The organism is Streptomyces sp. LN549 (assembly GCF_043203805.1).
In the GTDB taxonomy this organism is placed as follows: domain Bacteria; phylum Actinomycetota; class Actinomycetes; order Streptomycetales; family Streptomycetaceae; genus Streptomyces.
Window position 1 is genome coordinate 8,893,733 of record NZ_JAZHRI010000002.1, and the last position, 25,329, is coordinate 8,919,061.

At 68.1% G+C, this 25,329-nt stretch carries 19 protein-coding genes and 1 pseudogene; 10 read left to right on the forward strand and 10 right to left on the reverse strand.

All coding sequences use genetic code 11. The features are described from left to right. Positions 1 to 205 precede the first annotated feature (205 nt). Positions 206 to 502, reverse strand: coding sequence for a glycosyl hydrolase-related protein (locus tag SH922_RS39310; RefSeq protein ID WP_393063282.1), 297 nt, complete (start codon positions 500 to 502; stop codon positions 206 to 208). A gap of 981 nt (positions 503 to 1,483) precedes the next feature. Here SH922_RS39310 and SH922_RS39315 point away from each other — a divergent pair. Next, positions 1,484 to 1,819 (forward strand): MerR family transcriptional regulator, encoded by a 336-nt coding sequence (locus SH922_RS39315; RefSeq protein ID WP_393063283.1) that lies wholly within the window; start codon positions 1,484 to 1,486, stop codon positions 1,817 to 1,819. A gap of 570 nt (positions 1,820 to 2,389) precedes the next feature. Here the strand turns inward: SH922_RS39315 and SH922_RS39320 are convergent. Together SH922_RS39320 and SH922_RS39325 are read right to left on the reverse strand one after the other, a co-directional pair. Further along, entirely contained in the window at positions 2,390 to 3,700 is a 1,311-nt protein-coding gene (locus SH922_RS39320) for a PP2C family protein-serine/threonine phosphatase (protein WP_393063284.1), read from the reverse strand. Between the two features lie 452 nt (positions 3,701 to 4,152). Further along, on the reverse strand, positions 4,153 to 5,025 hold the full coding sequence (locus tag SH922_RS39325; RefSeq protein ID WP_393063285.1) for an oxygenase MpaB family protein: 873 nt from the start codon (positions 5,023 to 5,025) through the stop codon (positions 4,153 to 4,155). A gap of 536 nt (positions 5,026 to 5,561) precedes the next feature. Between SH922_RS39325 and SH922_RS39330 the strand changes: the two genes are divergently transcribed. Further along, the gene (locus tag SH922_RS39330; RefSeq protein WP_393063286.1) at positions 5,562 to 5,942 is read left to right on the forward strand and encodes a VOC family protein; all 381 of its coding nucleotides are present in this window, start codon (positions 5,562 to 5,564) and stop codon (positions 5,940 to 5,942) included. A 77-nt stretch (positions 5,943 to 6,019) separates the two neighbouring features. Further along, positions 6,020 to 6,454, forward strand: a complete 435-nt coding sequence (locus tag SH922_RS39335) for an SRPBCC family protein (protein WP_393063287.1) — start codon at positions 6,020 to 6,022, stop codon at positions 6,452 to 6,454. Between the two features lie 1,326 nt (positions 6,455 to 7,780). On the opposite strand, the gene SH922_RS39340 is transcribed toward SH922_RS39335, so the two are convergent. Further along, a complete protein-coding gene (locus SH922_RS39340) occupies positions 7,781 to 8,584 on the reverse strand; it encodes a DUF5133 domain-containing protein (RefSeq protein ID WP_393063288.1) in 804 nt (267 codons plus the stop codon). Positions 8,585 to 8,704: 120 nt separating this feature from the next. Beyond that, positions 8,705 to 8,965 (reverse strand): hypothetical protein, encoded by a 261-nt coding sequence (locus tag SH922_RS39345; protein ID WP_393063289.1) that lies wholly within the window; start codon positions 8,963 to 8,965, stop codon positions 8,705 to 8,707. Positions 8,966 to 9,660: 695 nt separating this feature from the next. Between SH922_RS39345 and SH922_RS39350 the strand changes: the two genes are divergently transcribed. The 4 genes from SH922_RS39350 (at position 9,661) to SH922_RS39365 (ending at position 12,672) form a co-directional block, all read left to right on the forward strand. Then, positions 9,661 to 10,125 carry a DUF3618 domain-containing protein gene (locus SH922_RS39350; RefSeq protein ID WP_393063290.1) on the forward strand — a complete coding sequence of 155 codons (465 nt, stop codon included), beginning with the start codon at positions 9,661 to 9,663 and terminating at the stop codon, positions 10,123 to 10,125. Further along, positions 10,125 to 10,391 (forward strand): DUF4235 domain-containing protein, encoded by a 267-nt coding sequence (locus SH922_RS39355; protein ID WP_393063291.1) that lies wholly within the window; start codon positions 10,125 to 10,127, stop codon positions 10,389 to 10,391. Before SH922_RS39350 ends, SH922_RS39355 begins: the two co-directional genes overlap by 1 nt. Positions 10,392 to 10,720: 329 nt before the next feature. Beyond that, positions 10,721 to 10,918 carry a DUF4236 domain-containing protein gene (locus SH922_RS39360; protein ID WP_219572337.1) on the forward strand — a complete coding sequence of 66 codons (198 nt, stop codon included), beginning with the start codon at positions 10,721 to 10,723 and terminating at the stop codon, positions 10,916 to 10,918. A gap of 500 nt (positions 10,919 to 11,418) precedes the next feature. Then, positions 11,419 to 12,672 carry a PQQ-binding-like beta-propeller repeat protein gene (locus SH922_RS39365; RefSeq protein ID WP_393063292.1) on the forward strand — a complete coding sequence of 418 codons (1,254 nt, stop codon included), beginning with the start codon at positions 11,419 to 11,421 and terminating at the stop codon, positions 12,670 to 12,672. 171 nt (positions 12,673 to 12,843) lie between these two features. Here SH922_RS39365 and SH922_RS39370 read toward each other — a convergent pair whose 3' ends face one another. Further along, a complete protein-coding gene (locus SH922_RS39370; RefSeq protein WP_393063816.1) occupies positions 12,844 to 14,697 on the reverse strand; it encodes a cellulase family glycosylhydrolase in 1,854 nt (617 codons plus the stop codon). Positions 14,698 to 15,314: 617 nt separating this feature from the next. On the opposite strand from SH922_RS39370, the gene SH922_RS39375 reads away from it, so the two are divergent. Continuing rightward, positions 15,315 to 17,084, forward strand: a complete 1,770-nt coding sequence (locus SH922_RS39375) for an NAD-binding lipoprotein (protein ID WP_393063293.1) — start codon at positions 15,315 to 15,317, stop codon at positions 17,082 to 17,084. Positions 17,085 to 17,125: 41 nt separating this feature from the next. Here SH922_RS39375 and SH922_RS39380 read toward each other — a convergent pair whose 3' ends face one another. The 3 genes from SH922_RS39380 to SH922_RS39390 form a co-directional block, all read right to left on the reverse strand. Continuing rightward, positions 17,126 to 17,488, reverse strand: a complete 363-nt coding sequence (locus SH922_RS39380) for a DUF1330 domain-containing protein (protein ID WP_393063294.1) — start codon at positions 17,486 to 17,488, stop codon at positions 17,126 to 17,128. 306 nt (positions 17,489 to 17,794) lie between these two features. Continuing rightward, positions 17,795 to 21,712: a glycoside hydrolase family 2 TIM barrel-domain containing protein gene (locus SH922_RS39385; RefSeq protein ID WP_393063295.1), complete on the reverse strand. Its 3,918-nt coding sequence runs from the start codon at positions 21,710 to 21,712 to the stop codon at positions 17,795 to 17,797. A gap of 483 nt (positions 21,713 to 22,195) precedes the next feature. After that, the gene (locus SH922_RS39390) at positions 22,196 to 23,020 is read right to left on the reverse strand and encodes an IS5 family transposase (RefSeq protein WP_393063296.1); all 825 of its coding nucleotides are present in this window, start codon (positions 23,018 to 23,020) and stop codon (positions 22,196 to 22,198) included. Positions 23,021 to 23,358: 338 nt separating this feature from the next. Between SH922_RS39390 and SH922_RS39395 the strand changes: the two genes are divergently transcribed. Continuing rightward, positions 23,359 to 24,087: a DUF2625 domain-containing protein gene (locus SH922_RS39395; protein ID WP_393063297.1), complete on the forward strand. Its 729-nt coding sequence runs from the start codon at positions 23,359 to 23,361 to the stop codon at positions 24,085 to 24,087. Positions 24,088 to 24,102: 15 nt separating this feature from the next. Here the strand turns inward: SH922_RS39395 and SH922_RS39400 are convergent. Then, positions 24,103 to 24,544 (reverse strand): annotated as a pseudogene (locus SH922_RS39400) (IS5 family transposase); the annotation flags it as partial. Here SH922_RS39400 and SH922_RS39405 point away from each other — a divergent pair. Next, entirely contained in the window at positions 24,453 to 25,310 is an 858-nt protein-coding gene (locus tag SH922_RS39405; protein WP_393063298.1) for an IS5 family transposase, read from the forward strand. The pseudogene SH922_RS39400 and the gene SH922_RS39405 sit on opposite strands and share 92 nt — an antisense overlap. Positions 25,311 to 25,329 lie beyond the last annotated feature (19 nt).

Below are 25,329 nucleotides of genomic sequence, written 5' to 3' on the forward strand. Positions count from 1 at the left end.
GGCCTGCTCAGCCGGAGCAGGGCGGCTCACCGGCACTGGCAGGGCCGGAGCCGCGCATGATTCTCCGGCCATGCGCGGCCAACCGCGCGGGTTCACGGAACGTTCTCTCAAGTCACAGAGAGCTCGTGTGGCCCGGGCCGCGACGTCCGCCGGTTCAGCCCTGCCGTCCTCGGCGGCAGGGCGAGTACTTCATGGAGGCCGGCCTTCAGTGCGCGCCGGCAGCCGAGGCACCATGGCCGGCAGGTACCGGGCGAGGGGTCAGAACCGGGAACGGGCGGAGGGACAGCGTGACTTCGGATCCGTGGAAGGCCGAAGCGGGTTCACCCTCCAGGTCCCGTTCCGGCAGATCCGTGATCCGCGCGGAGGCCACGGGGAAACCGGCCCTGAGGGTGGTCCGTACGCGTCCGCCTCCGGACTCGTGGAGGCGGACGATCGCGTCGCCCGAGCGGTCGTCCGCGAGCCTGAGCGCCTCGATGACGACGCCGTCCTCATCGATCCGCACCAGCGGTTCGACAGTCGCAGCGCCGGGGACGGCCTGTTCGGGCAGGTTGAAGTGCCATCGACGTGCCGACGCTGGGAACGCGGGCGGTGCTCCTGCGCCTCTGACCAGTCGAGAGTCCGGCGAGAGCGGCAGACTGCGTGAGGGGCATGACCTGACAGGGGTCCAGGTGGGCCGCCTGCGGACCGGCCCACGGATGTCCATGGGGCGGACCCCGGTGTCGGCCACGCAGGCTTGGCGTTCGAGGTGGGTCACCTCATGCTCGAACACATGGAAATCTGTGCCGGCGATCGTAGACATTGGGCGGCGGCGTGATTATGGTTTCTCTCGTAGCCAGAAAGACCGCAGGGCCGGGCAGATACGAACTGCCAGGCAGCAGCACGTGCGGTACAGGTGGCTGCAGTTCGCAGGACGGTTCGGTGGCGGAGTTCCGAAGCCAGGGTTGTCGCAGGACGGCGACGGGGCTGGCGACCGGACCGGGTGGCCCGCAGTGATCAGGGGCCGCCCTGCAGCAGAACCCGTAAATGCGTGCGCAGTACCCAGCAGTGAAGTCAGTGAGCAGCAACCTCGGTGAAGGCGTCGGCTGCGGACGCGCGCACCGGGAGGTTCGTCAGTGGGGTTCCAAGCCGGAGCAGACGCAGGACGGGCGACGGGGCTGGCTGGCGAAGAGTGGCGCTGTCACAGGCCACGGAGCAGTGAAGCGTCAGGTATGTGATCGATCCCAGAGGGAAGAACGGAGGAGCCGGGCGCCATCAGGATCGCCCGGGCCAAATGACTGGGCCCGGGTACCGCAGGACATCGATAGTGAGGTGGTCTCCGGTCAAGCAACCGCGATCCCCGCACCCCCGACAGCATCACGTCGGGGCATGCGGAAACAGAAGGCCGGCACAGCATTAAGGGCCGGCAGATGGTGTAGCAGTTCCTTCGGGGCCCTGGTGCCATATGGCACCAGGGCCCCTCCACGCGTTCCACAGAGAGGTGCAAATGACAGCAGATGACTCGTTCGGCCGTCTCGATGACGACGACTACCCCGCTTACACCATGGGCCGGGCCGCTGAAATGCTCGGCACTACGCAGGGTTTCCTCCGCGCCATCGGCGAAGCCCGCCTGATCACCCCGCTGCGCTCCTCGGGCGGCCATCGCCGCTACTCCCGCTACCAGCTGCGTATCGCCGCGCGCGCCCGGGAACTCGTCGACCAGGGCACCCCCATCGAGGCCGCCTGCCGCATCGTCATCCTTGAGGACCAGCTCGAAGAAGCCCAGCGCATCAACGCCGAATACCGCGAGGGTGTCAGGCCGTCCGGCACGGCAGATGCCTGACCGGTGAGCCGGTACGGTGCGCCCCGCGGTTCCTGAACACAGGGGAGAGGTACGGCGACGGCCGGCTGACGCAGGCGCGCGGGAAGGGCTCCGGCGCTGTGATCGCCGGAGCCCTTGACCAGTCAGGATCTGCCGGCTTCTGCTGCCGGCCCGCGTGTCTTCGCCCGGAACCGGTTACGTGGTCCGGGTGAGGTCCGCGCGGCCGAACAGCAGGCCATATCCGGCAGGGAGCCGGGCCAGGAGCGGTCCACGGGGTTGGAGTCGGCGAGGCGGTTCAGGGGGTTGGAGCAGGCGAGGTGTGCGACGACGGTGAGCACGGCTGCGGTGTCCCACCGCGTGGTGGCAGGCGTGGCGCCTGTGCGCGTGGCCAAATCCTTGACGAATCCCCAGCCGGTGAGGGGTTGCGGGTCGGGAGATCTGGCTGGTGAAGTCGAGGCGGCCCTCTGATTCTGTGAGTGGTCACGCCAGGAGTGCTCAGGTGTGCTGGGGGCTGCCACAGGCAAGGTCGTAGCGGCCTGGATGCCCCTTGCGATACGAATTGCAGTGGGAAACGGCTGTGAAGAAGTGCCGTCAGGTGCTGTCGTCGGCAGCGGGCTTCTGGACCCATGCAGAGGCGATCGTGTCCGCGGCGATGGTCGGGGGCAGACCCGTCAGCGCCTTCAGTTGAGCGGGTGGGTAGGGAGTTGGGCCGTGCCACTCGAGGAGCATCACGGTGGCGTCGTCGTTGAGGCGGTCGTGGTGGTACTCCAGGTGGTGCCCGATCAGTCGCCGTAGGGTTTCCGGGACCGGGAGGCCGTCGGAGTGGTGGCGGATGAGGAAGTCGGTCAGGCGGTCAAGGCCGAACTCCTGCCCCTTCTCGTTGCGGGCTTCGGTGATGCCGTCGGTGTAGAACAGGAGGCGGTCCCCGGGTTCGAGCTGGTCGCGGCGCACGGCACCGCGCATACCCAGCCCGGTTCCCAGCGGTGGGGCGGGTGGGCAGGACAGATGCACGACGGTGCGGTTGCCGCGGATAATCACCGGGGGATGATGACCGTAGTTCGTCCAGGTCAGTACACCCGTAGTCAGGTGAAGGTCGGCCATGATGCTCGTGGCATAGCGGTTGCCTGCGAATTGCTCGGTCAGTGCCGCACCGACTCCTTCGGCTGTCTGCAAGAGGTCGGCACCTTGGCAACGGTGGACGCGGGCAGCGGCCAACGCAAGATTGGCAGTCAGTCCGGCAGCAGTGTCATGCCCCATGGCGTCGAAGACGGAAAGATGCATGGTCTCCCCTGCCAGGGCGTAGTCGAAGGCATCTCCGCTGACTTGGTAAGCCGGTTCCATGACCGCACTGATCAAGAGCCGATCGGTCGCAAAGGTCCGAGGCGGCATCAGCCGCCATTCCATCTCGGCTGCCACTTTCATTTTCCGGCGGCGAACCAGCCTGGAGTACGAGTCGCTTGTTCCACGCTTGCTCTCCAGGAGAAGGGCGACAAGGCCGGCGAGCCTGTCCAGATCGTCATCCGCTTCGACCTGTGCGCCCGGCATACCGACCCGGAGCACCCCCAGACGCTCGGTGCCGTCCAGCAGGGGGACCCACCACTGCCCCGTCGTGGAAGCCGAGGCCGGCGAGATCTTTCCCAGTTGGAAGGCTCGCCCGGCCACGGTTCCTTCAACGGCCAAGTCATTCGGCACGTCAACCCCACCGGGGCTGGTGTCGACGTTGCCGGCGAGCAGGCACAACCGTTCCTGACGCAGGTCAGCCACATAGATGAGCACGTGAGGCCAGCCCGCCCGACCGGCATGTGACGCGACAGTGCCGGGCAACTGCTCCAGGGTCATCAGATGGCTCGCATCGATCAGCTCTCCCAGCACCCTGGCACGCGCCACTTCCGTGCCGCTCATCGATGACACCTTCCTGACGGCCCGGAGAACTACGTCACGATCAACAATAGCCGGGGGCGAGCACCCAGCTTGAGAAGCAGATGCAGATTCGAGCGAATGGAAAGGGCTGCGAGTGCGCATAAACAATGGTGTCCAGCGCAACCGATTCCAGCCCAAAGAGTTCCACGTCATGGACGACCAAGAATGCTAGGGCTTCGCGGACTCTTTTGGTCGTGGAGGGCGAACAGTGCGCAATATGTCCGCGTCGCAGGCCACCCCTCCGCCGGCGTGACGTACGTGCGGGGTACCCGTGTGCGTCCCCGCTCGACCGTGAGTAACGCGGTCTCGGGAGCCGGCACGCCGCGCTGTTCCCTCGAGCGTCGCTGCCGGCAGGAGCAGGGGCACCGTCGGCGATTCGGGAGAGGCGGAGAGGCCGCCTCTGCGACCAGAGCCACCCCACACGGTATGAGCGACTACACGGGCGGGCGTGGTGGGACCATGGCCCAGCGAATCGCGGCGGTCAGCGCTCGCCCGGTCGGGGTCACGCAGGCTTCGGCGATGCGGGACAGCCGGGGCAGCTCCAGTGACGTACGGGCCCACTGAGGGAGGGCGGCGACTGAGTTCGCGGCGAGGACGGCATAGGGGGCACGGGCAACCCAGGGCAGGGGCGGGTGCAGCAGAATGAAGCGTGCTGCCTCGCGTGCTTCCCTTGTCGGGCGCAGTTCGCCCCGGTAGGCCCCGAGGTGGGCAGCGAGTTCTCTGCGATTGCGGGGAGGGTCTGTGACGCCGAGTGCTTCCGCCACCCGTGCCGTGTCGGCGATGTAGCCGTCGCACCCAGCTGCGTCGAGCGGTTCGACTCCGTATCGCTGGTGGGCGAGCAGGAAACTCTCGACCTCGGCCACATGCACCCAGCCGAGAAGGTGTGGATCAGCGGCGTAGTAGGACTCTCCGCGCGAAGTCGTTCCGCGCACCTGGCTGTGTACGGCACGGACATGGTCGACCGCCTGCTGTGCGTCGTCCGCTGTTCCGTACGTGGTCACGGCGAGGAAGGTACTGGTGCGCTGGAGCCGGCCCCAGGGGTCGCCGCGGTAACCGGAATGAGCCTCCACGGCAGCCATGGCCAGCGGGTGCAAGGACTGGAGCAGCAGCGCCCGCAGTCCCCCGATGAACATGGACGCATCGCCGTGGACAGTGCGAATCGGCCGGTCCGGACCGAACCAGCGCGGGCCGGGCTCGCCGTGGATACGGGCGCGGTTCTTCGGCCCCGCGGGACCGGCGACCTGGGCAAAGATCGCGCTGCCCAGCCGCTCCCGCAGGCCGGATGCGGCACGTGTGGACGAGTCCATAAGGCCAGTATGCGCTCACGGCCATTGCGGGCGCCGTGCCCGCCGCTGGGCCGTGTTGTGGAAGCCGCTGACAGGCAGCGGCTCGGCGAGCCTCAGTGTCTGCGAGGTGTTCTCGGCCCATAGAGCACCACCCGTGCTTCGACGGCAGATCCCCGCCAAGAACACAGGTACGCACCCGCCACTGAATCCCGTCGATGAGCCTGTACCGGCCCAACGGCGGTTGCCCCAACACCGCAGCCGGCAACAACGGCCCCAGCGCCAGCCATTGCTCGTCAGGAAACTCCTCGCCCTCGACCCCGGAATCATCACGACGCGAGACAGGGGACGGAGCCACATCCAGAACATGGCCGACTGCTACCCAAAGGGCGACGTCGTCCCCCACGCCATGCTCGGCATTACCCGCCTGCGCAACCTCGCCCTGGCCGGATGGCCCACCGGGCCGCTTCCAATTCGGCAGGGACCGGGTGTGCGGCCCTTGGGGGCGGGTAGTCGGAACGACGTCCGGAGCCCGGATCCCGTGAAACAGGAGGATGGCCATGGCGGTGCCGAAGACGAGCGTGCTGGTTCTGGACTGCGCGGAGCCGAGGGAACTGGCTGAATTCTACGCCGTGTTGCTCAATGCGGAAGTCCACGTCGGTCGCGAGCCCGACATCGTGGAGGTCGTGGGTCACACCGGGGTGCATCTCGAGATCCGCAGGGACCACGGTTACGCGCCCCCCAGTTGGCCGCGCCCCGACGATTCCCAGCAGGCTCACCTGCGCATTCTGGTGGCACGAGAGGATATCGACGAGGCGGAGCGCGAGGCGGTCGGCCTCGGCGCGCGTCCTATGGACACGAAGAACAACGGGGGCGTCCGTGACACGCGCGTCTATTCCGATCCCGCAGGGCACCCGTTCACGCTGGCCACACCTGCCTGATATGCCGGACAGCCTTTAGCTGTCCCACGTGCGGGAGGGGCTCTGTGATCCCGCGAAGAACCTACTAAGGAGTCCTCATGTCCTCCTCGATAGTCGAGACCGTCGATATCAAGGCCCCGGTGGCCATCAGCTGGGCACTGTGGAGTGATGTGGCGCAGTGGCCCAGGTTCCTGAGCCATGTCCAGCGCGTCGATCCACTGGACGAGCGCCGTTTCGCTTGGCAGCTCGCCCTGCCGGGGGTCGACAAGAGCTTCGTCGCTGAACTCACCGAGGTAGTAGCGGAGAACCGGATCGCCTGGAAGACGACGGAGGGTGTGCATCACGCAGGCGTCGTCACCTTTCATCGATTGGATGACGAGTCGAGTCGTTTGACCCTGCAGATCGAATATGACCCCCAGGGATTTATCGAGCACGTGGGATCCCTCACCAATCTCGACTCGGTTCTGGCCAATTACGACCTCGGTGAGTTCCAGACGCTGGCCGAGCGGCTTGCCGCAGGCGACCTGCGCTGAAGGAACCTGTGACACGGCGATGATCCGAAACGAGGGCACGGCCAAGAGGCTTGAGTCAGCGCCACCGACACCTCGCCCACCCGCACACACCAGCCGTGAGGGCCTTTCCCCTGCTCCGGAGCCGTGTGCGCAGAGACTCGGAGGACACGGGCCCGGGTACCGCACGGTATCGATGCTGAGATGGTCTCCGGGCGAGCGACGGCGATCCCCGCACCCGCTCTCAACCCCCGTGAGCCGGTGCGGAACACGTAGGCCGACGCAGTAACAGCGCCGGCAGATGGTGTAACAGTTCCTTCGGGGCCCTGGTGCCAATGGCGCCAGGGCCCCTCCACGCGTTCCATGGAGAGGCGCAGGTGAGAGCCGACGGTTGGTTCGGCCGTCTCGATGACGACTGCACCGCCTGCACGATGGGCCGGACCGCCGAGACAATCGGGTCGTCCGTACCGTTTCGTCCGGGTACGGCGCGCTGAGAACCGGCCGGGACCTCCGCACGGCCGTCACCGTCTTCTTGTAACCAGGGCATCGCGCCGATGCGTTGAGGGAATTCCTGGCACGGCCGGAGGCGCTGTGCTGGAGATCGTGGTCCGGACGGCGGCTCCGGCCGCTCTGTTCTCCACCCACCTCTGCCACCTGGCCGTTCAACCGCCTCCTGCCAGCGGTACCAGCTCGCCTCGCTTGCCACCCGAGGCTGCCACCACCGTGTTCCACGGTTCCCACAAAACCTGGTGGAACCTAAGGGCTGTCCCGCAATTCCTGGCGGGCGCGCGACGTCAGCTACGGCACCTCGCCGCGTTGTCGGAACGCCCGAATACATCCAGTATTCGGGCGTCCCTCCGCCTTGCGATGCCCCGCATCTGACGCCGCGCGCTGATCCACCAGGAATTGCGGGACAGCCCTTAGCCGGCGCTGCCAGCCCATTTCCCCGGGGCTGTGCTGTCCACCGGCATGGGTATCGTGTCCGACCTCGACTTCACGTCCTGTGTCGGAGAATTCGCCGGACAACCGCCACTTGCCCGAGCCCCCGACGAACACCGTGTGCGTAGACCCGACCGCCCCTGGCTGCTCGTCGACGCGCTCGAACGCCCGAAGGGCGCCTCACAGGTGAAATCCCTGTTGAGGCGCCCTTCTTCGGCGTCTCGAAGAACCCCAGCTTCTGCGGGGAGGACACCAGGACGTTCGTCGTACTCGGGTGAACGCTTGGTGGCAGACGTCACCGTTCAGGCTCCGACCTCGCCACCGCAACCAGGGGAACTTCATGTGGGGGCGAGGACTTGCTCCCGCCCGTGCATGATCTATACGGCCAACTTCAAGCGCTGGACCGGTGCCTCAGACAGCGGCTGTGCCTGAATGCCTGGGTCGAACGGCCGCCGGCCGCTTTCCTCCCTTCGGCGCGATTGCCACCTGGGGGGCGCTCGCCCGAAGGAGTGCATCGGCCGCGTTCAGGGCCTGTTTCACATCGGTGACGCCCGTCATGACGCACAGTGTGTACGCCGTGTCCTCGCGTCGTCGGACGGTGCCCGGCGTTGAGTAACGCTCGTCCTCGACTACTGCGTCGGCGTGGCGGGACAACGCGGCACGCAGGTCACCGGGCGTGGGATGCAGCAAGGCCAGCTCCTCCTCGAATGGATTCGTCCTTCCGACCGATACAGCGGCACGGGTATCGCTCAGGACGATGTCCGGATGCCCCCCTTCGTGCAGAGCATTCCTGGGCTTTTCCGGGCGGTGAACCGCACCGCCGGACGCGGCAGTGGCGTCGGCGGCGCGAGGACGGCTCTCGGCTCTGCACAGTTCCCCCGGTCCCGAGGACATCATCGGGGGACTGGTCGAGCAGTCAGCTGAAGGCTCTCGAAGGGGCCTCGGCGAGGCGTTGCGTATGAGCGTGTCCTCGGCCCGGCCCACGCCGATCACGATCTGCTGGAGTGACCTCCGACGCCCGGGTGTGAGCGACGAGACCGTGGAGGCGCGGGGCGCCTGATCCAAGGCGCCGACCCGGGAAGGCCGACCCGGCCCAGGCATCTCTCGACGCCCTGTCATCGTCGCGAGCGAGACCTGCGGCCTGCCGCCCGAATGCGACGGCCACCGGTCGGAGAAGGGCCGTGAATATTGGCCTGCCCATGCGACCTTTGGCATGGTCCTGTCGTGTGATGCCTTGCGCGGTGCCGTGCGACGATCACCTCGGCCGGAGCGGCAGCGGGATCGCGGCCCTCAGAGCTCTGGCCGTGCGGACCGGTCCTCGCGTACGGGGGCCCGTCACCCCGTCGACTCATCCGGGGTGGGGTGCTCCGGGTGGATGCCCGCATTGCGTGCGGTGTTGCGGCCCGCGCCGGCCTCATCGGGATCGGGCTCATCGGGCTCCGGCTCGCCTGCGAGGTGTTCGGAACCCGGCGGGAGAATCACGTCGAGGGCGTCCTCACCGTCCTGGACCTGCTGGTCGGGTACATCGGCGGGTATCGGCGGCGGGCTGCCCTTCGCCCCGGTGTAGGCGGTGCCCTGGGGCCTGCGGTCGGTCATGTCACTGCTCCCGTCGGTGGTCCTCGCCCGCCCTGGTACGGGGCGGGCTGGTGTTGCACGTCGCGTACCCCCTGCGCCCGACGCGACGCACGGAGACCGGCCGTGCTGTCCCGGGGGCGGGGGACGACGTAACAGGCGTTGACAATTCCACGGCGTCCGCGCCTCGCGCGCAGCCGCTGACACGAATTCTTCCTGAGGTTTCGTCCGCCGCGCCCGCGAGCGTATCGAAACGACAGGTGCCCTGCGGCGGCACTCCGCCCGGCAGATAAGGCGCGTCGTAGCCTCGCGCCGGGGGCGCTCCATGATGCTCAGGGGCCGCTGGACAGCGGCCGGGCGCTCCGCAAACGGCGCCCGGCATCGCTGGTGGGAGTCGAACCACGTGCGGGAGGAGGTAGGTCGTGACGCACCGGGTAGACGGCGTCACGGGTGGCCGACCGCGCCGCCTCGTACGTGACGTGAGGAGAACCTGATGGACGGGATCGTGCTCCGCCCAGGCTCTGGTAGTGACCTGCACAGCCGGTCTCGCCTCGGTGCTGCCGGTGTGGGCGGCGGCCCTCATCGTCACGGCGTGACGGCTGTGGCCGCCGTGAGCGCCCTGGCAGGGAAGGGCCGAATCGCGGGGCCGGCGCCCCGCCCCCGAGCAGACCATCGCCAGCGTCAAGACTGATCTGGCCGAGAACGGAGAAGGCACCCCGATGACTGACGAATCCCGAAACAACTTCGGCAACCCCACCCCCGAGGAGCTGCGCGAAAGGGTCGAGCGCACCCGCGACGAACTCGGGCATACCGTCGAGGCGCTGGCGGCCAAGGCCGACATCAAGGCGCAGGCGAAGGAGAAGACGGCTGCTGTGAAGGAGCAGGCTGCTGAGAAGGCTGCCCTGGCCTCCGGAGAGATCCGGGAGAAGGCCGAGCAGGCCGTGCAGTTGGTGAAGGCCAAGACGCCCGATCCCGTCCTGAAGAAGACCGCGCAGGCCGCGGCACAGGTGCGCGAAAGCACAGCCCGCGCGGGGCAGTACGCGGCGGCCAAGGCTCCCGATCCGCTGCTCAAGGAGACCCGCCGTGCCGCGGCGGTCGTACGAGCCAACCGCACGCCGATCATCGCAGGCGGTGTGCTGCTTGCAGCCTTCCTGCTGGTGCGCCGCGGCCGGGGGAGCCGCTGATGAAGGCGCCCCACATCCCCTACAAGCCGCTCGGGATGGCTTTGGGCACTGCTGGTGGTTTGATCGCCGGGGCTGCCTTCAAGCAGGCGTGGAAGATCATCGAAGGTGAGGACGACGCCCCCGACGCCACGGACGAGGACCGGACGTGGCAGCAGATCCTGATCGCGGCTGCTCTCCAAGGCGTGATCTTCGCTGTGGCCAAGGCCGCGGTCCAGCGCTCGGGCGCCGTGGTCACACGACGCCTGACGGGCACCTGGCCCGGCTGATGTGCCGCGGCGCCTCTCGCCCGTGCCCGGACTCCACAGCGCCGGCCCGGGCCAGGGCGAGCAGCAGAATGGTGGTTCGACACCGTGCCCCTGTGCGGGTCGAGCGCCAAGGTGATCGGGCGGCGATGGGCCCGGGAGCCGCCGGGGCCGGTCGCCCGGGCCAGGTGAACCCTGGACCTCGCCCTCAGCAGGACCTCCACACCCTGGGAGCGGCCGGGGTCCCCGCAATTCAGCAGAGGCCGCCGTGCATGCACGGCAATTATCAGGCAACACGAAAGCCAACTGGCCTATGTCACAGGCTGGTCGACAACACCGAGCTAGGAGGCACCATGCCGCTCACATTTCGCAAGAGCTTCAGGATCCTCCCGGGCGTGACCCTCAACATCAACCGCAAGTCGTGGTCGATCACGACAGGCGGCAAGCACGGTCCGCGACGGACCCGTAGCAGCACCGGTCGGCGTACGACGTCGATGAACCTGCCGGGCCCCTTCGGCTGGCGCCGCACCACCCGTGCAAGCCGCCACTGAGCGATGCAGGCAAGTAGGCCCTTGACGCGGCGTGATGTCGTTCTCGCACCACCCTTGCCGCGGTCAGACAGTGTCCGCGGCGGGTGCCGCGTCGGCATGACGACCGACCCCCGTGCGGTGCAGCATGGCGAACGGGGCGGCAGGCCGGCTTTCCATGGGCTGTGCCCCACCGCCGTCCGGCGGAGAGTCGGCACCCGAGCGGGTGCAGTGCCGAGCCGACGCCGGTACCGTCCGGTGCGCTCGCACCCCTCGGGTCTCGCGGTGGTCGCAGGAAAGCTGTGACGGACCTCCGAGATCATCAGGGCACGCGTCGGCATGGGAAGCCCGTACTCGTCCGGCTCCCCGCCTCGTTGGCCCACGGTTCCAGCGGTGCCTGGAACCCATTGAGCGGAACGGCACCGTCGGTCGGCACCGGTGGCGGTGAGTGCATGTGATGGTTCTGTGGGGGTAGTGGGTCGTTGTCATCCGGACCGGGTGGCTTCCGACCAGGGAGTATCTCGTTGAAGTCAACAACGCGCCGCTTACGTACGAGACTTGGTGTCACGTTCGTCGCCTCCGTCACGCTGCTCACCTTCACCGGTTCACCACAGGCGGCGGCTCCGGTGCTGGGGCGGACCGCCACCGCGGCCGAGCTGACGGACGCGACGCTCGGCTACCGCGCTGACAGCCGGGCTGACGGATTCGTCGCGGGGGCCACAGCGGCCCCGCCGTACACAAAGCTGTGGTCCCGGGACTTCGGGACCGTGGTTTCGGCGCCCGTCGCCATCGGCGACAAGGTGTACGCGGTTGTCAACGCGGACGACGGCACCGAGGGCGGCCCGCGCATGATGCTCGTCGGGGTCCAGGCCGCCACTGGCAAGGACCTGTGGCCGGCCGTCTCCCTGGAGCAGAACGAGCCTCAGGCCGGGGTGTCGTACGGGGGCGGTCTGCTCTACACGCAGACGTCCCGCGGCACAATCGCCGCCTGGGATCCGGCCACCGGACTGCAGAAGTGGTCGGTGACCATCGGCTCGGCGTCCATGCAGTACCCGCCCGTCTGGTACGACGGGCTGCTCTACCTGCAGGACGGTCGCGGCACAGCGCTGGCGCTGCGCGCCGACACTGGCACCCGGGCGTGGACGGCTTCCCTCTCGGAGTGGTCCTGGGCCCCGACCGTCGTCGACGCCTCCGGAGTGTGGATCGGTTTCGACAGCATCGCCTGGCACCACCTCGACCTCAAGACCGGGGCGGAACTGCACCGCTTCCATGTGCCCGACGTATGGGGCGCGTACGGCAACCCGGTTGTTCTGGGCGCCGGCGCGGCCTGGGTGCGCAGCAGCGACAGCGACGACGAGACGGTTACCGCCTATAGCCAGAAGAGCGGCGTGGCAGTGCGAAAACTGCCCGCGGACGCGACCCCCGTCTTCGGCCCGGGCCGTGTGTACACCGCTCATCGCGGCAAGGTCAGCGCGCTCAGCACCAGCACGTACAAGGCAGCCTGGACCTACACCAGTTCCGTGAACGCGGCCACTGTGCGTCTCGTAGCCCATGGCTACGTGTACGTGGAGGATGCCGACGGACGCCTCGTGGTGCTCGACCAGACCACTGGCAAGGTGGCGTGGTCGTACCGGCGTTACCCCGCGCCTCCGCCGACGTCGAACTTCGTCGCCGAGGACGACGGGCGCGGCTTCGTCGTTCCCGGCATCGCCACGTCCAAGGCCCGGCTCTTCGTACCCGGCGCCGAAGGCACCCTGATCGCCTTCCGTAAGGGGTAGGGCGGCGCGCTTCACGTTGGCCAGGCGTAGCGTCGCTGTGAGCTGGGCACCTCGGCGACGTCGTAGTCGACAGGGCGTCGTGAACGGGCCTTGGGCAGGCGCTGTGAACGGCAGGCCCGTCGCCCCGCCCCGGCCGACGTTTGTCGGCCGGGGCGGAAGTGACCTGCCGTGTCAGGAGAGGGTGCAGCTGACTGTCGGAACGCCGCCCGAGCCCGGCGTTCCCTGGAAGCCGAAACTCGTGTGCGCACCGGGCGCGAGGCTGCCGTTGTAGGGGGTGCTCGTGACGCTGACCGCGGATCCGGTCTGGGTGTAGGCCGCGTTCCACATGTTCGTGACCTTCTGGCTTCCCGCCCAGGCCCAGCTCACCTTCCATGCAGCGGCGCTCGCGGTACCCGTGTTGGTCACGGTCACGTCCACGCCGAAGCCGTTCCCCCAGTCTCCGCTGACGGTGTAGGTCGCTGTGCACCCGCCGTTGCCGCTGGATGCTCCGGGGGTGGTGGCCGTCACGGAGGCGGAAGCCGCTGAGGTGTTGCCCGCCGCGTCGCGTGCCCGGACGGAGTACACGTACGACGTCCCGGCCGTCAGACCGGAGTCCGTGTAACTGGTTCCGGTGGCCGTGCCGACCTTGGTGGAACCGCGGTAGACGTCGTAGCCCGTGACCCCGGTGTCGTCGGACGCTGCCGTCCACGACAGCGAGACCGAGCCGCTGGTGGTTCCGGTGACAGTGAGGCCGGCCGGAACCGAGGGAGCCTGGGTTTCGCTGCCGTCACCTCCGTCACCTCCGTCGCCGAAACCCGGCGCCTTGATGCTCGCCAGGTAGCCGTCCTTCACGGTGTCGACGGTGGCCCAGTCGTCCTTGAGGATGCCGCCGGTGTCACCGGAGTTGGGGTTCCAGGACCAGAAGGTCCACGAGAAGCTGTCGCCGCCGTACTGGCCCGTCGGGCGCAGGTAGTCGGCCAGGGCCTTCAGCCATTTCTGGTCGGTGGCGGACTGGAGGGTGGTGCCGAACTCGCCCACCCATACCGGCGCGATGTTCTGCTTGAAGATGTAGCCCCAGTACTTGTCCCAGACGCCGGGCATGTTGCCAGGGAAGGCCGCGTCGCTGAACCAGGGCTGCTGGGCCACGCTGGTCGCGTAGTCGTGCGCCGAGTAGACCACCCGGTGCGCAACGCTGAGCTCCACCGGATACTGGCCGACACCCATGAGGTTCCCGCCCCACCAGCCGGACACCCCGTTGAAGGTCTGAACGCCCTCAACGAAGACCAGCAGATCGGGATTGACGGACAGTACGGCGTTGCCGCCGCGCTGTGCTGCCAGCCGCCAGTCCTTCGTGGTGTCCCCGCAGCCCCAGCAGGCCGGATCGTGCGGTTCGTTGTGCAGGTCGATGCCGATCACCGCGTCGTTGCCGGCGTAGCGGCCGGCCAGCGCCTTGAGGTTGGCAAGCCAGGTCGATTCCGGGACGGACGCGGTGTACCAGAGCGCCGACTGGCCGGCGGCGTCGGGCCGGTGCCGGTCCAGGATGACCTTCATGCCGATGCTGCCCGCATGCTCCACGATCCGGTCCATCACCTGGAGCGAGTCGAGGCCCTGCAGATCGCTGTTCATGCCCGCGGAGTAGTTGATGCTCGTGGGTGCCGTGCCGGTGAAGATGTCGTCGCTGTAAGGCAGCCGGATGGTGTTGTAGCCCAGCGACTGCATCTGGTCGATCATGCTCTTGTAGTCGCGGGACCACAGGCCGTGGGGCACGTAGTTGGACGTCTCGAAGCCGAACCAGTTGATTCCGGCGATGCGGACCGGCTGGTTGGCGGCGTCCAGGAGCTGACGGCCGCTGGTGTGCCAGTAGCCGGCACCCGGCGCGACATTGGCAGCGGTTGCCACCTGAGAAGCCGCGAGGGGGAGGAGCAGAGCGGCCGCGGTAACGGTGGCCGTTCTGACCGCTCGCCGGAGAAGACGGAGAGGGCGGAGAAGGCGGAGAGGGTGAAGCACGGTGCTGGTTCCTCTCTCGGGGGCAAGGTCCAGCGACATGATCATGGGAGCGCTCCCATTCTGTCGCGCACCGTGCCGCTGATGGCATGGGGGATGGTGGTGTCGCGGGCGATCGCCGTTCCCGATCCCGGGCTGAACTCCGTTGCCAGGGGTGGGAGTCGATGGCTTGCGACCCGGCGCCATAAAAGCGATAGAGCAATGGGCATGTCAATGGGGTGGGCAGTGTTCATCACTTGAAGGAGTGCTGCCCGACCGGGCGCCGACCCCGGCGGCGGCCGGCTTCGGCAACCGAGCGAGGTGATCACGGGACCGAGTCCCGCCCTCGCCGCCGAAGAGTCGCCCCGGCCGCGCTCTGATCCCTATCGGATGAAACGTCGCCGGATACCCGTGTGGCGGAGGAGACGATTCCCCACGCTGCTGCTGTGTACAGGATGATCAAGGATCAGGGCCGGCGCCGGAGCACGGACGGCGCCCGCGTGGGGAAGCAGAGACAGCCACGGAGCACACCGGCCCAAGTGCCGCGTCCGTCGCGGGGGACACCGCCACGGGCCCCGTTGTACGAGCGCGCCCGGTACTGGTTCGACAACACGCTGGCGAGGGGGGTGACCGCTCTCATCGGATGGCTTGCCGTCGCATGCCTGGCTGTCGTGGTCCCGGTGAGCGCACTTCTGGTGTGGACGGACGACCAGGCCCCGCACACGGCATGGGCGAAGACGGCGGCGGTGTGGCGGAGCGTCGGGCAGACCCTCAGGCTGGGAGGAGAGGTGGGCTCACCGCTGCGCGTCGTTCTGTCGGTCCTGCTGGCGTTGATGGCTCTCTTCTACGTCTCCACCGTCGTAGGCCTCATCACCACGGCCATCACCGAAGAGCTCATCGCCCTGCGGCGTGGCCACTCCACAGTGCTGGAGAGCGGTCACACCGTCGTGCTCGGCTGGTCGGACCAGATCTTCACCGTGGTGGCCGAGCTCGTCGCAGCCAACGCCAACCAGCGCCGAGGGGCCGTCGCGGTCCTGGCCGACCGGGACGTGACCGAGATGGAGGAGGAACTGCGCAGCGAGGTGGGGGACACCGGCCGGACGAGGATCGTCTGCCGCAACGGACGCCCCACCGATCCGGGCGCGCTCGCACGAGTCAGCCCGGCCACGGCGGACGTCGTCCTGGTCCTGCCGCGCGACCACCCGGACGAGGACGCGGAGATCGTCAAGAACCTGCTGGCCCTGCGGACAGCTGTCGACGACGACACCCGGGTGCGGACCGTGGCCGTGGTGCGAGATACCCGGTATCGCCTCGCCGCCGAACTTGCGGCCGGTCCGGACGCAGTCGTGCTCGAGATCGACGACGTCACCGCCCGGCTTGTGGCCCAGTGCGCCAGGCAGTCCGGGCTGTCGCGCGTGTACCAGGAGTTGCTCGACTTCGCCGGTGACGAGTTCTACGTCGTCGACGCACCGGCCCGGACCGGCAGTGTCTTCGCCGAGGTGCTGAGGGCATGTCCCACGTCCAGCGTGGTCGGGGTCGTACGAATGGACGGGACCCTCCACCTGAACCCGCCGGCCACCTCGGTTCTGCGCCCGGGCGACCGGCTTGTCGTGATCGCCCAGGACGACGACACCACGGTCACCACCGACGTACCCGCCGCATTCGACGAGTCGGTGATGGTGAACCGGGCACCGGCGGCAGCGCGCCCCGAACGGGTGCTGCTCCTGGGATGGAACCGCCGCGCCCGACACATCATCCGCCACCTCTCCGGCCATGTCGCGGCCGGTTCCGTCGTCCACGTAGTGGCCCACGGCGGCGAGAGCCTGGCAACAGAGGTACGGGAGGCCGCGGCGCAGGCCGCTCCCACGCTGACCGTCACTTTCCGTCCGGGCGACCCGACGCTTCCGGGGACGGTGAACGACCTGGACCTCGCCGATCACGACGGCGTCATCGTGCTCGGCCCCGACCGTGGGCCCGGTCCCGACTCACCGGACGACCGGACGCTGGTCACGCTGCTGCTCCTGCGTGATCGCGAGCGCACCTCGGGGGTCCCGGTCCGGGTGGTCACCGAGATGACGGACGACCGTAACAGGGCCCTCGCCCCCGCAGGCGTCGGCGCCGACTTCATCGTGAGCGGAAAACTGGTCGGTCTTCTGATGGCTCAGATCTCCCAGAACTGGCATCTCGCAGGCCTGTTCCGGGAACTACTGGCTCCGCAGGGCAACGCGATCCACCTCAAGCCCGGCGGCGACTACATCCGGGCAGGACAGCGGGCATCCTTCGCCACGGTCGTCGAGGCGGCCTCGCGCCGCGGGGAGTGCGCCATCGGATACCGCAGTCGCGGCCTCGCACGAGCAGGGATCGACCACGAGGTGCGGATCAACCCCGCCAAGGCCGAGGTCCGGTACTGGAGCGCGGATGACGAGGTGATCGTGATGGCCGGGCACTGACGTGACGGCGGGTCACTGTCAGGGAACCGGCCATTTCTTCCTCACTTCACTTCCCCCTTCTTCCGCTCGGCTTCTGCACGCAGAGCGCGACCTCGCTCGGCGGGGTCGTAGTTCGGTCCGACGCCTTCGATCAACAGCAGGTCGCCCTCGATGTGGTCGGCCCGCAGACGCAGAATGGCCCGGTAGGCAGGGGAGTCGTACCAGGCACGGGCTTCGGCCAGGCCCGGGAACTCGATCAGTACCATGCTGCCGGGCCACGTGCCCTCGACGACCTCGGCGGGCGGACCATGGATGACGAAGCGGCCGTCGAAGGGGTCGAGAGTCGACTGGATGCGATCCAGATACTCGATGACGTCGGAGTGATTCCGGCGGCTGCGGAGATGAGCGAAACCGTAAGCGGGCACGACGGGTTCCTTCCCTTCCGGGGGCGCGGGCGATATCCGGAACGTAGCTGAGGAAGGTGGGCGGCGCGATTACCTCTGAGGTCATGGGCGGCGCATCCGGAGTGCGCTGCTTGGGCTGCCGCTCGCGAGGTGGAGCGCATCGGTGCACTCGATTCCGATCTCTCGGTTTGGGGGCGGGGCTGCGAGCCGGCGCCGATGCCCGCCGGCGGCACCGGCACCGGCACCGGCTCGCGCGACCAGGGCCTCTCGTCTGGATCATGCCGGGCTCGAGGGCTCTGTGATTCGGCCTGATCCAAACGAAAAACCCTAGCCCAGCCCCGTCGGCCGACGGGACAGGCTTGTCGCCTGCCGCACGTCAGTGAGCGGACGCAGCCGGTAGGTGTACGCGTAGTCCCGGTCGGCGAGAAGTTTGTACGCGTCGTGTGTCTGCGCGCCCCAGCTGTTGTCGCCGCCGACGCCCATCTGCCGGTGGTTGACCCGCAGGATCACCTCGTCACGGGGCGTGAGCTGGTAGTCGTGGCGGGCCCCCACGGACAGGTCCTCCGGCGTGAAGTGCGAGGCGTTGACTTCCAGGAGCCCGTCGCCGCTGACGAGCAGGCCGCGACCGTGCCGGTCGGTGAGCGCCGCCCAGCGCACGTCGGTCTTGTTCCCGTTCTCCTGCGGCCGCAAGTACGGGTTCCACTGACCCGTGACGGTCCCGGACCAACGCCCCACATCCGTACCGTCCTTGCGGTCCCAGTGATTCTCCTCGGGGCCGCGGCCGTAGTAGTCGAGCCGTTCCAGGGCCGCGGGCAGGCGCAGGATCGTGCCGATCTCGGGGATGTACGGGAGAGTCGACGCGCCCGGAGCCAGGGTGTTGTCGACCCTGATCTCACCGTTGCCGAAGACGGTGAAGGTCGTGGTGTACGCCGAGGCGGTGCTCGTCGGCAGCGTCCCCTTGACCGCGATCTCGACCGCACGCCCGTCGAACCCGCGCACCGTCACGTCGGTCACCTCGCGCCGCGCGCCCGCGTCCCGCCAGGTCCGGTTACGGGTGTGCTGGCCGTTGCCGTGGTCGTTGTCGGTCGGGGCACGCCAGAAATTGGGGACCGGGCCGGAATCGAGGAGCTTTGTGCCGGCCGCCTCGTACGAGGTGATGAGCCCGGTCGGCTTGTCGATGATGACCTCGAATCCGCGGCCGGTGACGATGATCGAGGTGTCACCGTTCCGGTACGACAGTTTCGGTACCTCGGCGAAGGGAACCGGCTCGATCCCGGGGCTGTTCGCGTCGAGGGGCAGCTGCACCCGCGCCACTTCGAAACCGGCGTCGGCCCACGGCGTGCGTTCCCTCGTCGTGAAGGACAGCTGGAGGAAGTACTCGGTCCCGGGCGCAGGGTTGCCGGGCAGCTCCACGGGCAGTGTGATGGTTCTGTCGGCCATCGGCGGCACGTCGAGTTGTTCGCGGCCGATCCTGCCGCGCCGCACCGTCTCGCCGTCGGCCGAGAGTTCCCAGCTGCCGTTGTATGCACGCAGGTTGGTGAAGAGGTTCTCGTTCGTGAGGGTGATCTCGCCGGGCGCTGCACCGTCCGCGCGGGTCGCGCGGATCGTCTGGTAGATCTGTTTGACCTCGGCCGCCTTGCCGGTGTGGCGGCGGTCGGGCAGGACGATGCCGTCACCGGCGAACGCGCCGTCGTTGGGGTTGTCGCCCCAGTCGCCACCGTAGGCGTAGAAGGTCTTCGCTCGGGCATTCTTCTGTTCGTAGTGTGCTGTCCGTGCGTCGAACCAGAAGCGCACGCCGTCGTCTCCGGGACCGCGCCCGTCGTCGGCGAGCTCATCTGCCGTCAGGGCACGCGCGTACACCCGGCCCCGCCGGATCGTGCCGCTGAACTCCCGTGTCGGGTTCTCCACCTCACCCGCGAGGGAGAGCGGTGCGGTGTTGCTGCTGGGCCTCTGGGTGGTGCTCTTCGTGGCCTTGGCCTCACCGTCCACGTACAGGGTCAGCGTTCCGGCGTCCGCGTCGAAGACGCCCGCGACGTGGTGCTCCTCGCCGGTCCAGCCGTCGTCCGGGGTCGTCCAGGAGGCTGCGATCCACTGCCCGTTCGCGTAGATGTAGAACTCCAGGCCCTTGTCGGCCTGCTTCAGCGCGTACTGGGTGTCGCCCTTCGCCAGGATCGGCTGGTGGAAGCCGCGGACGTGCGGGGTCATCCAGGCTTCGAGGGTGAGCGAGCCGGTCAGGTCGAGCCGGTCGTCCCGCGCGAAGACGGTCGCGCCGCTCACGCCGTGTTCGTGGCCGAACGAGCCCGACGGATTGATGACCTCGCCCTTCAGCCCGGCGGGTCCGGTCTCGGTGAGCAGCTTGCGCGTCGGTGTCGGCCAGCTGAGTGCCTGGTCGACGAAGTCCCAGATCCAGCCGCCCTGCAGGACGTCGTAGCGGCGGATGACGTCCCAGTACTCCTTGAAGTTGCCTGTGGAATTACCCATCGAGTGGGCGTACTCGATCATCACGTAGGGCCTGGAGTCGGAGGTGTCCTTCGCCCGGGCCTCCACCCGGCTCGGTGACTCGTACATCTTGGAGCGGATGTCGCTGGTGGCGGGGCCGTCGTCGCCCTCGTACTGGATGACGCGGGTCGGATCGTAGGAGCGGATCCAGTCGTGCATGGCGCGGAAGGACGAACCGGAGCCGGCCTCGTTGCCCAGCGACCAGATGACGACGCATGCGTGGTTCTTGTCGCGGTGGACCATGTTCTGCGCACGGTCCACGCACGCCTGGGTCCAGTCGGCACGGCTGGCCGGGTACTGGTCGCGGATGCCGTGCGTCTCCAGATTGGTCTCGCCGACGAGATAGAGCCCGTATTCGTCGGCGAGCTCCAGCCAGAGCGGGTTGTTGGGGTAGTGCGAAGTGCGGACCGAGTTGATGTTCAGCCGCTTGATGAGCGCGATGTCGTCGACCAGATCGGCGCGGCTGAGAGCCGAACCACGTTCCGGGTGCATCTCGTGACGGTTGGTGCCGCGGAAGGTGACCGGCTGTCCGTTGATGCGCATCAGACCGTCCTTGAGCGCGAACTCACGCAGACCGACCCGGTGCGACAGCATCTCCACGACCTTGCCGGAGGGGTCGCGGAGCTGGAGGACGGCGGTGTACAGGTACGGGTCCTCGGCGGACCACAGCCGCGGTGAGGGAACGGACCTGGCACCCTTGACGGTCACCTCACCGCCGTTGGGGGTCGCGCGCTGGGCCAGCGGACGCGCCCACACCGCGTGGCCGTCGGCGTCGTACAGCTGCGTCTCGACCGTGTAGGCCGCTCCGTCGGCGCCGCCCGCACAGTCCCGGACCTGCGCGGTGACCGACAGCTCGGCGGTGGTGAACCCGTCCCCGAGCGGGGTGTCGAGCTTGAAGTCCCGCACATGGACGCCCGGCGTCGAGTACAGGTACACCGACCGGAAGATGCCGCTCAGGCGGATCATGTCCTGGTCCTGGAGCCAGTCGCCGTCGGAGTAGCGGTAGACCTCGACGGCGATGTGGTTGGTGCCGTCCTTCAGGTACGGGGTGATGTCGTACTCGGCGGGCGTGTACGAGTCCTCGTGGTAGCCGGTCAAGTGACCGTTGATCCAGACGTAGTGGGCGGACTTGACGCCCTCGAAGTGCAGGAACGTGCGCCGGTCGGCCCAGCCCCTCGGCAGGGTGAAGGTGCGCCGGTACTGGCCGACGGGGTTGTACCGGGTCGGAGCGGCGGGCGGCTGGGCATCCTCGCCGAGGCCGTTGGGTCCCCACCACGGGTAGGTGATGTTGATGTAGATCGGGTAGTCGTGGCCGTGCAGCTGCCAGGCCGAGGGGACCGGGGTGGTCTCCCAGCCCGAGTCGTCCAGGTCGGTGCGGTAGAAGTCCTGCTTCTTGTCGGCGGGCCGGTCCACGTACGCGAACTTCCATGTGCCGTCGAGGCTTTGACGCCACGGGGAGTTGGTGCGGTCGGCGGCGAGAGCCTGCCTGAGGTTCGCGTACGGCATGAGAGTGGCATGCGGCGCTTCGGTGCCGAGCCGGAAGACGTCGATGTGCCCGTTCCACTCGTCGCCGTCGGCCGGGACGCCGCCGCCGCCGGCGGCGGCGAAGGCGCGGGCACTCGGCAGGGCGCCGGACAGAGCGAGTCCGCCGAGCACGGCAGCACCCGCTTCGAGAAGACGGCGGCGGCTCACGTAGCCCGGGTGCGGGTTCGAGTGGGGGTGGGGGGTCGGGTTCGAGTGTGGCATGGCGGGGGCCTTCCTCGGGTGCCGAGATGTGCAACGGGTGTAGCGGATAACACCTGTTGAGACGCACCCACCCTAGAAAGGGAACACAATCACCACAATGCCAACGTCAGATTTTGTTGTTTTCTGGCGACTGGGCGGCTGGGTCGGACCGGACCACCTGGCACCGCTTCGACCGCTCCGGCCACGGTGGCAACGACGGCTCACTCAGCGCCCACAACCCGTCGTCCGTTGATCCACGGTCGATTGCCACGCCATGCGAATGACCGAATCGGCACATCGGCGATGCACGCCCAGGGCATCACGGCGGGGCCGGTGGGGACGGCGAAGACAAGCCGGTTGAGGCCGGACACGGGGACGGTGAGCCGGCTGACATCCGTACGCGTACTCAATCTGCCGGTGCCAGGACGCCCTCTGGTCCGTCATCTGAGTCGAGCGCGACCAACTAAGTGAGCGTTTTGTTCTCCGGTGTCTGTTTCATTTGGTCTAGGTGCCGCGCCAGTTGAGGGTGGTCTCGTGGGTGAGGCGGCGGGTCATGAGGTTGATGGCGGCCAGTTGGATCATGGCGGCTGATCGGTGGGGGTGGGTTTCGTAGTCGCGGGCCAGGCGGCGGTGGTGCATGAGCCAGCCGAGGGTGCGTTCGATGACCCATCGGCGTGGCTGGACGTGGAAGCCTCGGGTGGTGGGGTCGCGTTGGACGATCTCGAGGTCGATGCCGAGTCGGGCTGCGTGTTCGACGGCTTTGGTCTTGTAGCCGTTGTCGGCCCAGGCCTTGCTGATCGTCGGGTGGAGTGCGGCGACGTTGGTCATGAGCTGGGTGCCGGCCGCGGAGTCGTGGACGCTCGCGGCGGTGACGGCGACGGCCAGGAGGAGGCCGAGGGTGTCGGTGACGATGTGCCGTTTGCGTCCGATGATCTTCTTGGCCGGGTCGATGCCTTGGCTGGTCAGGGGGACGGTGGCGGAGGTCTTGATGCTCTGGCTGTCGATCAGGCAGGCGCTGGGCTGGCTCGCGCGGCCTTCGGCCTTGCGGACTTTGCCGCGGAGGATGTTGGTGAGCTGGTCGAAGATGCCGTCGGCTTCCCAGTGGGCGAAGTAGCCGTAGACGGTCTGGTGGGGTGGGAAGTCGTGGGGGAGGTAGCGCCAGGGTATGCCGGTGCGGTCGACGTAGAGGATGGCGTTCATCAGGGTGCGTAGGTCGTGGGTGGGCTTGCGGATGCCGGCGCGGGCTTGGCGCCAGGCTTCCAGGGTGGGGCGGATGAGTTCCCAGCGGGCGTCGGACGGGTCGCTGGGGTAGGACTGCGAGGGCTGCATGATGCCTGGGTACGTGGCTGCAGCCAACCTGGGCAGGGCGTGTGCCGAGGCATCCGGGGCACCGGGGCGCGGGTTCGCAGACCCGCATGAATCAGGTTGCTTCTGAATGAGACGGGATCTCTCATCGGAAACCCGGCGCATTACTGGTTCACGGATTGCCGCATAAGCTACTTCCCGGGCAAATCACCGCTCAGGCGACCACGCTTGACCGCTTAGAACCGCAGCCAAACACCTGATATGCGAACCAAACGCTCACTAAGAGGTCATCTCGATTGGCGGGTGGTTCGTCAAAGTGCCCTGCCGGTTAGGGTGCAAAGTGCGGGTGCGACGATGCGGGCATGCGTGAACTGAGCCAGCTGCTCGACGTTGAGGAACCGGCCTGGCCGGAACTCAGGCAGACACTCGAGGCCGGGCCGGTGTCCGTCGTGGTGCTTCCGGCCGACAGCGACCTGGGCAGGGCGTCCCTTCTCCAGTTGCAGGTTACGGCCAGGTCGTACCTGGGCGCGGTGGTACTGCACTGCGGCGGTCTGCTGGTGGATGACGGATGGCTGCGGGTCTTTGGCAGCCCCGTGGACGGAGCTGCGCATGGGGTGCCGGGTCTGGCTCGGGTCAATCAGTTCCCGGGAGCATTCGACTCCGAGTGGCGAGCGGATACGGGCCTGGTGGTGGCACATGACGTGCTGGGTGGCGTCTTCGCTCTCAACGGCGGAGATCCCGCCAGCGCCGGCCGCCCTGGACCCCCGGGAGAGATGGTCTACTTCGCCCCGGATTCGCTCCGCTGGGAGGCTCTGGGTGTCGGCCACTCGGCGTGGATGGCCTGGCTGGTGTCCGGGGCGCTTGATGAGTTCTACGCGGATCTTCGCTGGGCCAGCTGGCAGGACGATGTCCGGGCGCTGAACAGCGATCAGGGCTTGTCTACATTCCCGCCGTTGTGGTCTGCCGAGGCACGCCAGGCTCTCTCCGAGACCAGTCGTCGCGCCGTGCCCATGACGGAGCTGCCCGGCGTCGCCCGGGACTCGTGCCGACAGTTCGATGGGGTTGATCCGGGCTTTCTCGGTGCCGTGTGACCTGGTCGGCCGCTCCAGCCGGCGGTAGCAGATCAGGGCGGCGGCGATCCCCGCGAAAGCCAGGAAGTGTTCCGCCTTGCGCTCGTACCGGCGGTGCAGGCGGCGGCATCCGGCGAGCCACGCCACCGTGCGCTCCACGGTGCAACGGTGGCGGCCGAGCCGCTGGGAGGACTCGATGCCCCTGCGGGCGATGCGCGGAGTGATGTTCCGGGCGCGGAGTCACCGGCGCAGGTGATCGTAGTCGTAACCCTTGTCACCGTGGAGCTTGGCGGGCCGTCGCCGACGAGGTCCGCGCCGGACCGGATCGGCGGGATACCCGCACCAGAGCCTCCAGGCCCTGACTGTCGTGGGTGTTCGCGGCGGAGATGCCGATGGACAGGGGCAGACCGGTCCGCTCAGTGATCAAATGGGAGGGCGGGGGGCGGCCGCTCGTCTGGCCTCGGCGGCGGCTGATCGACGGCATACGGTTCCGGGTCCGGACCGGTGTTCCGTGGCGGGACGTGCCCGTCGAGTACGGGCCGTGGGGCCGGGTCTACGACTTGTTCCGACGGTGGCAGCGGAACGGCACCTGGCACCGGGTTCTCACCCGGCTCCAGTCCCTGGCCGACGCGAGGGGCGCGATTGTGTGGGATCTGAGCGTCGACTCCACAGTGTGCCGCGCTCATCAGCATGCGGCCGGGGCTCGCAAGCAGGGGGACCTGCAGAAGGAACCACCAGGTGGCCTCTTCACCGAGCCCGGTGATCACGGGCTGGGACGTTCGCGCGGTGGGTTCACCACCAAGGTGCACCTGGCCGTCGAGCAAGGGCAGAAGCCCATGTCGATCGTGGTCACGGCTGGGCAGCGCGGGGACTCGCCGCAGTTCCAGGTCGTCCTGGGCCGCATCCGCGTGCCTCGGCCCGGCCCGGGACGGCCGCGCAGTCGACCCGGCAAGGTGCGCGCGGACAAGGCGTATGGCTCCCGTGCGAACCGCGCCTACCCACGCAGACGCGGTATCCGCTGCACCATTCCGGAGAAGAAGAACCAGATCGCCAACCGCAAGAAGCGCGGCTCCCACGGAGGCCGGCCACCGACGTTCGACAAGGACGACTACCGGGCGCGCCACGCGGTGGAGTGCGGGGTCAATCGCCTAAAGCGCCATCGCGCGGTGGCCACGAGATACGACAAGCTCTCCGTCCGCTACGAGGCCACGGTGCTGATCGCGGCCATCAACGAGTGGCTGTGATCAGGGGTTCTCGCGGAGA

Bases quoted from the DNA above. Each gene is read 5' to 3' on its own strand.
- SH922_RS39315 (WP_393063283.1), top strand. From the start codon at position 1,484: ATGACAGCAGATGACTCGTTCGGCCGTCTCGATGACGACGACTACCCC.
- SH922_RS39320 (WP_393063284.1), bottom strand. From the start codon at position 3,700: ATGAGCGGCACGGAAGTGGCGCGTGCCAGGGTGCTGGGAGAGCTGATC.
- SH922_RS39325 (WP_393063285.1), bottom strand. From the start codon at position 5,025: ATGGACTCGTCCACACGTGCCGCATCCGGCCTGCGGGAGCGGCTGGGC.
- SH922_RS39330 (WP_393063286.1), top strand. From the start codon at position 5,562: ATGGCGGTGCCGAAGACGAGCGTGCTGGTTCTGGACTGCGCGGAGCCG.
- SH922_RS39335 (WP_393063287.1), top strand. From the start codon at position 6,020: ATGTCCTCCTCGATAGTCGAGACCGTCGATATCAAGGCCCCGGTGGCC.
- SH922_RS39340 (WP_393063288.1), bottom strand. From the start codon at position 8,584: ATGCCAAAGGTCGCATGGGCAGGCCAATATTCACGGCCCTTCTCCGAC.
- SH922_RS39345 (WP_393063289.1), bottom strand. From the start codon at position 8,965: ATGACCGACCGCAGGCCCCAGGGCACCGCCTACACCGGGGCGAAGGGC.
- SH922_RS39350 (WP_393063290.1), top strand. From the start codon at position 9,661: ATGACTGACGAATCCCGAAACAACTTCGGCAACCCCACCCCCGAGGAG.
- SH922_RS39355 (WP_393063291.1), top strand. From the start codon at position 10,125: ATGAAGGCGCCCCACATCCCCTACAAGCCGCTCGGGATGGCTTTGGGC.
- SH922_RS39360 (WP_219572337.1), top strand. From the start codon at position 10,721: ATGCCGCTCACATTTCGCAAGAGCTTCAGGATCCTCCCGGGCGTGACC.
- SH922_RS39370 (WP_393063816.1), bottom strand. From the start codon at position 14,697: ATGTCGCTGGACCTTGCCCCCGAGAGAGGAACCAGCACCGTGCTTCAC.
- SH922_RS39385 (WP_393063295.1), bottom strand. From the start codon at position 21,712: ATGCCACACTCGAACCCGACCCCCCACCCCCACTCGAACCCGCACCCG.
- SH922_RS39390 (WP_393063296.1), bottom strand. From the start codon at position 23,020: ATGCAGCCCTCGCAGTCCTACCCCAGCGACCCGTCCGACGCCCGCTGG.
- SH922_RS39395 (WP_393063297.1), top strand. From the start codon at position 23,359: ATGCGTGAACTGAGCCAGCTGCTCGACGTTGAGGAACCGGCCTGGCCG.
- SH922_RS39405 (WP_393063298.1), top strand. From the start codon at position 24,453: ATGCCGATGGACAGGGGCAGACCGGTCCGCTCAGTGATCAAATGGGAG.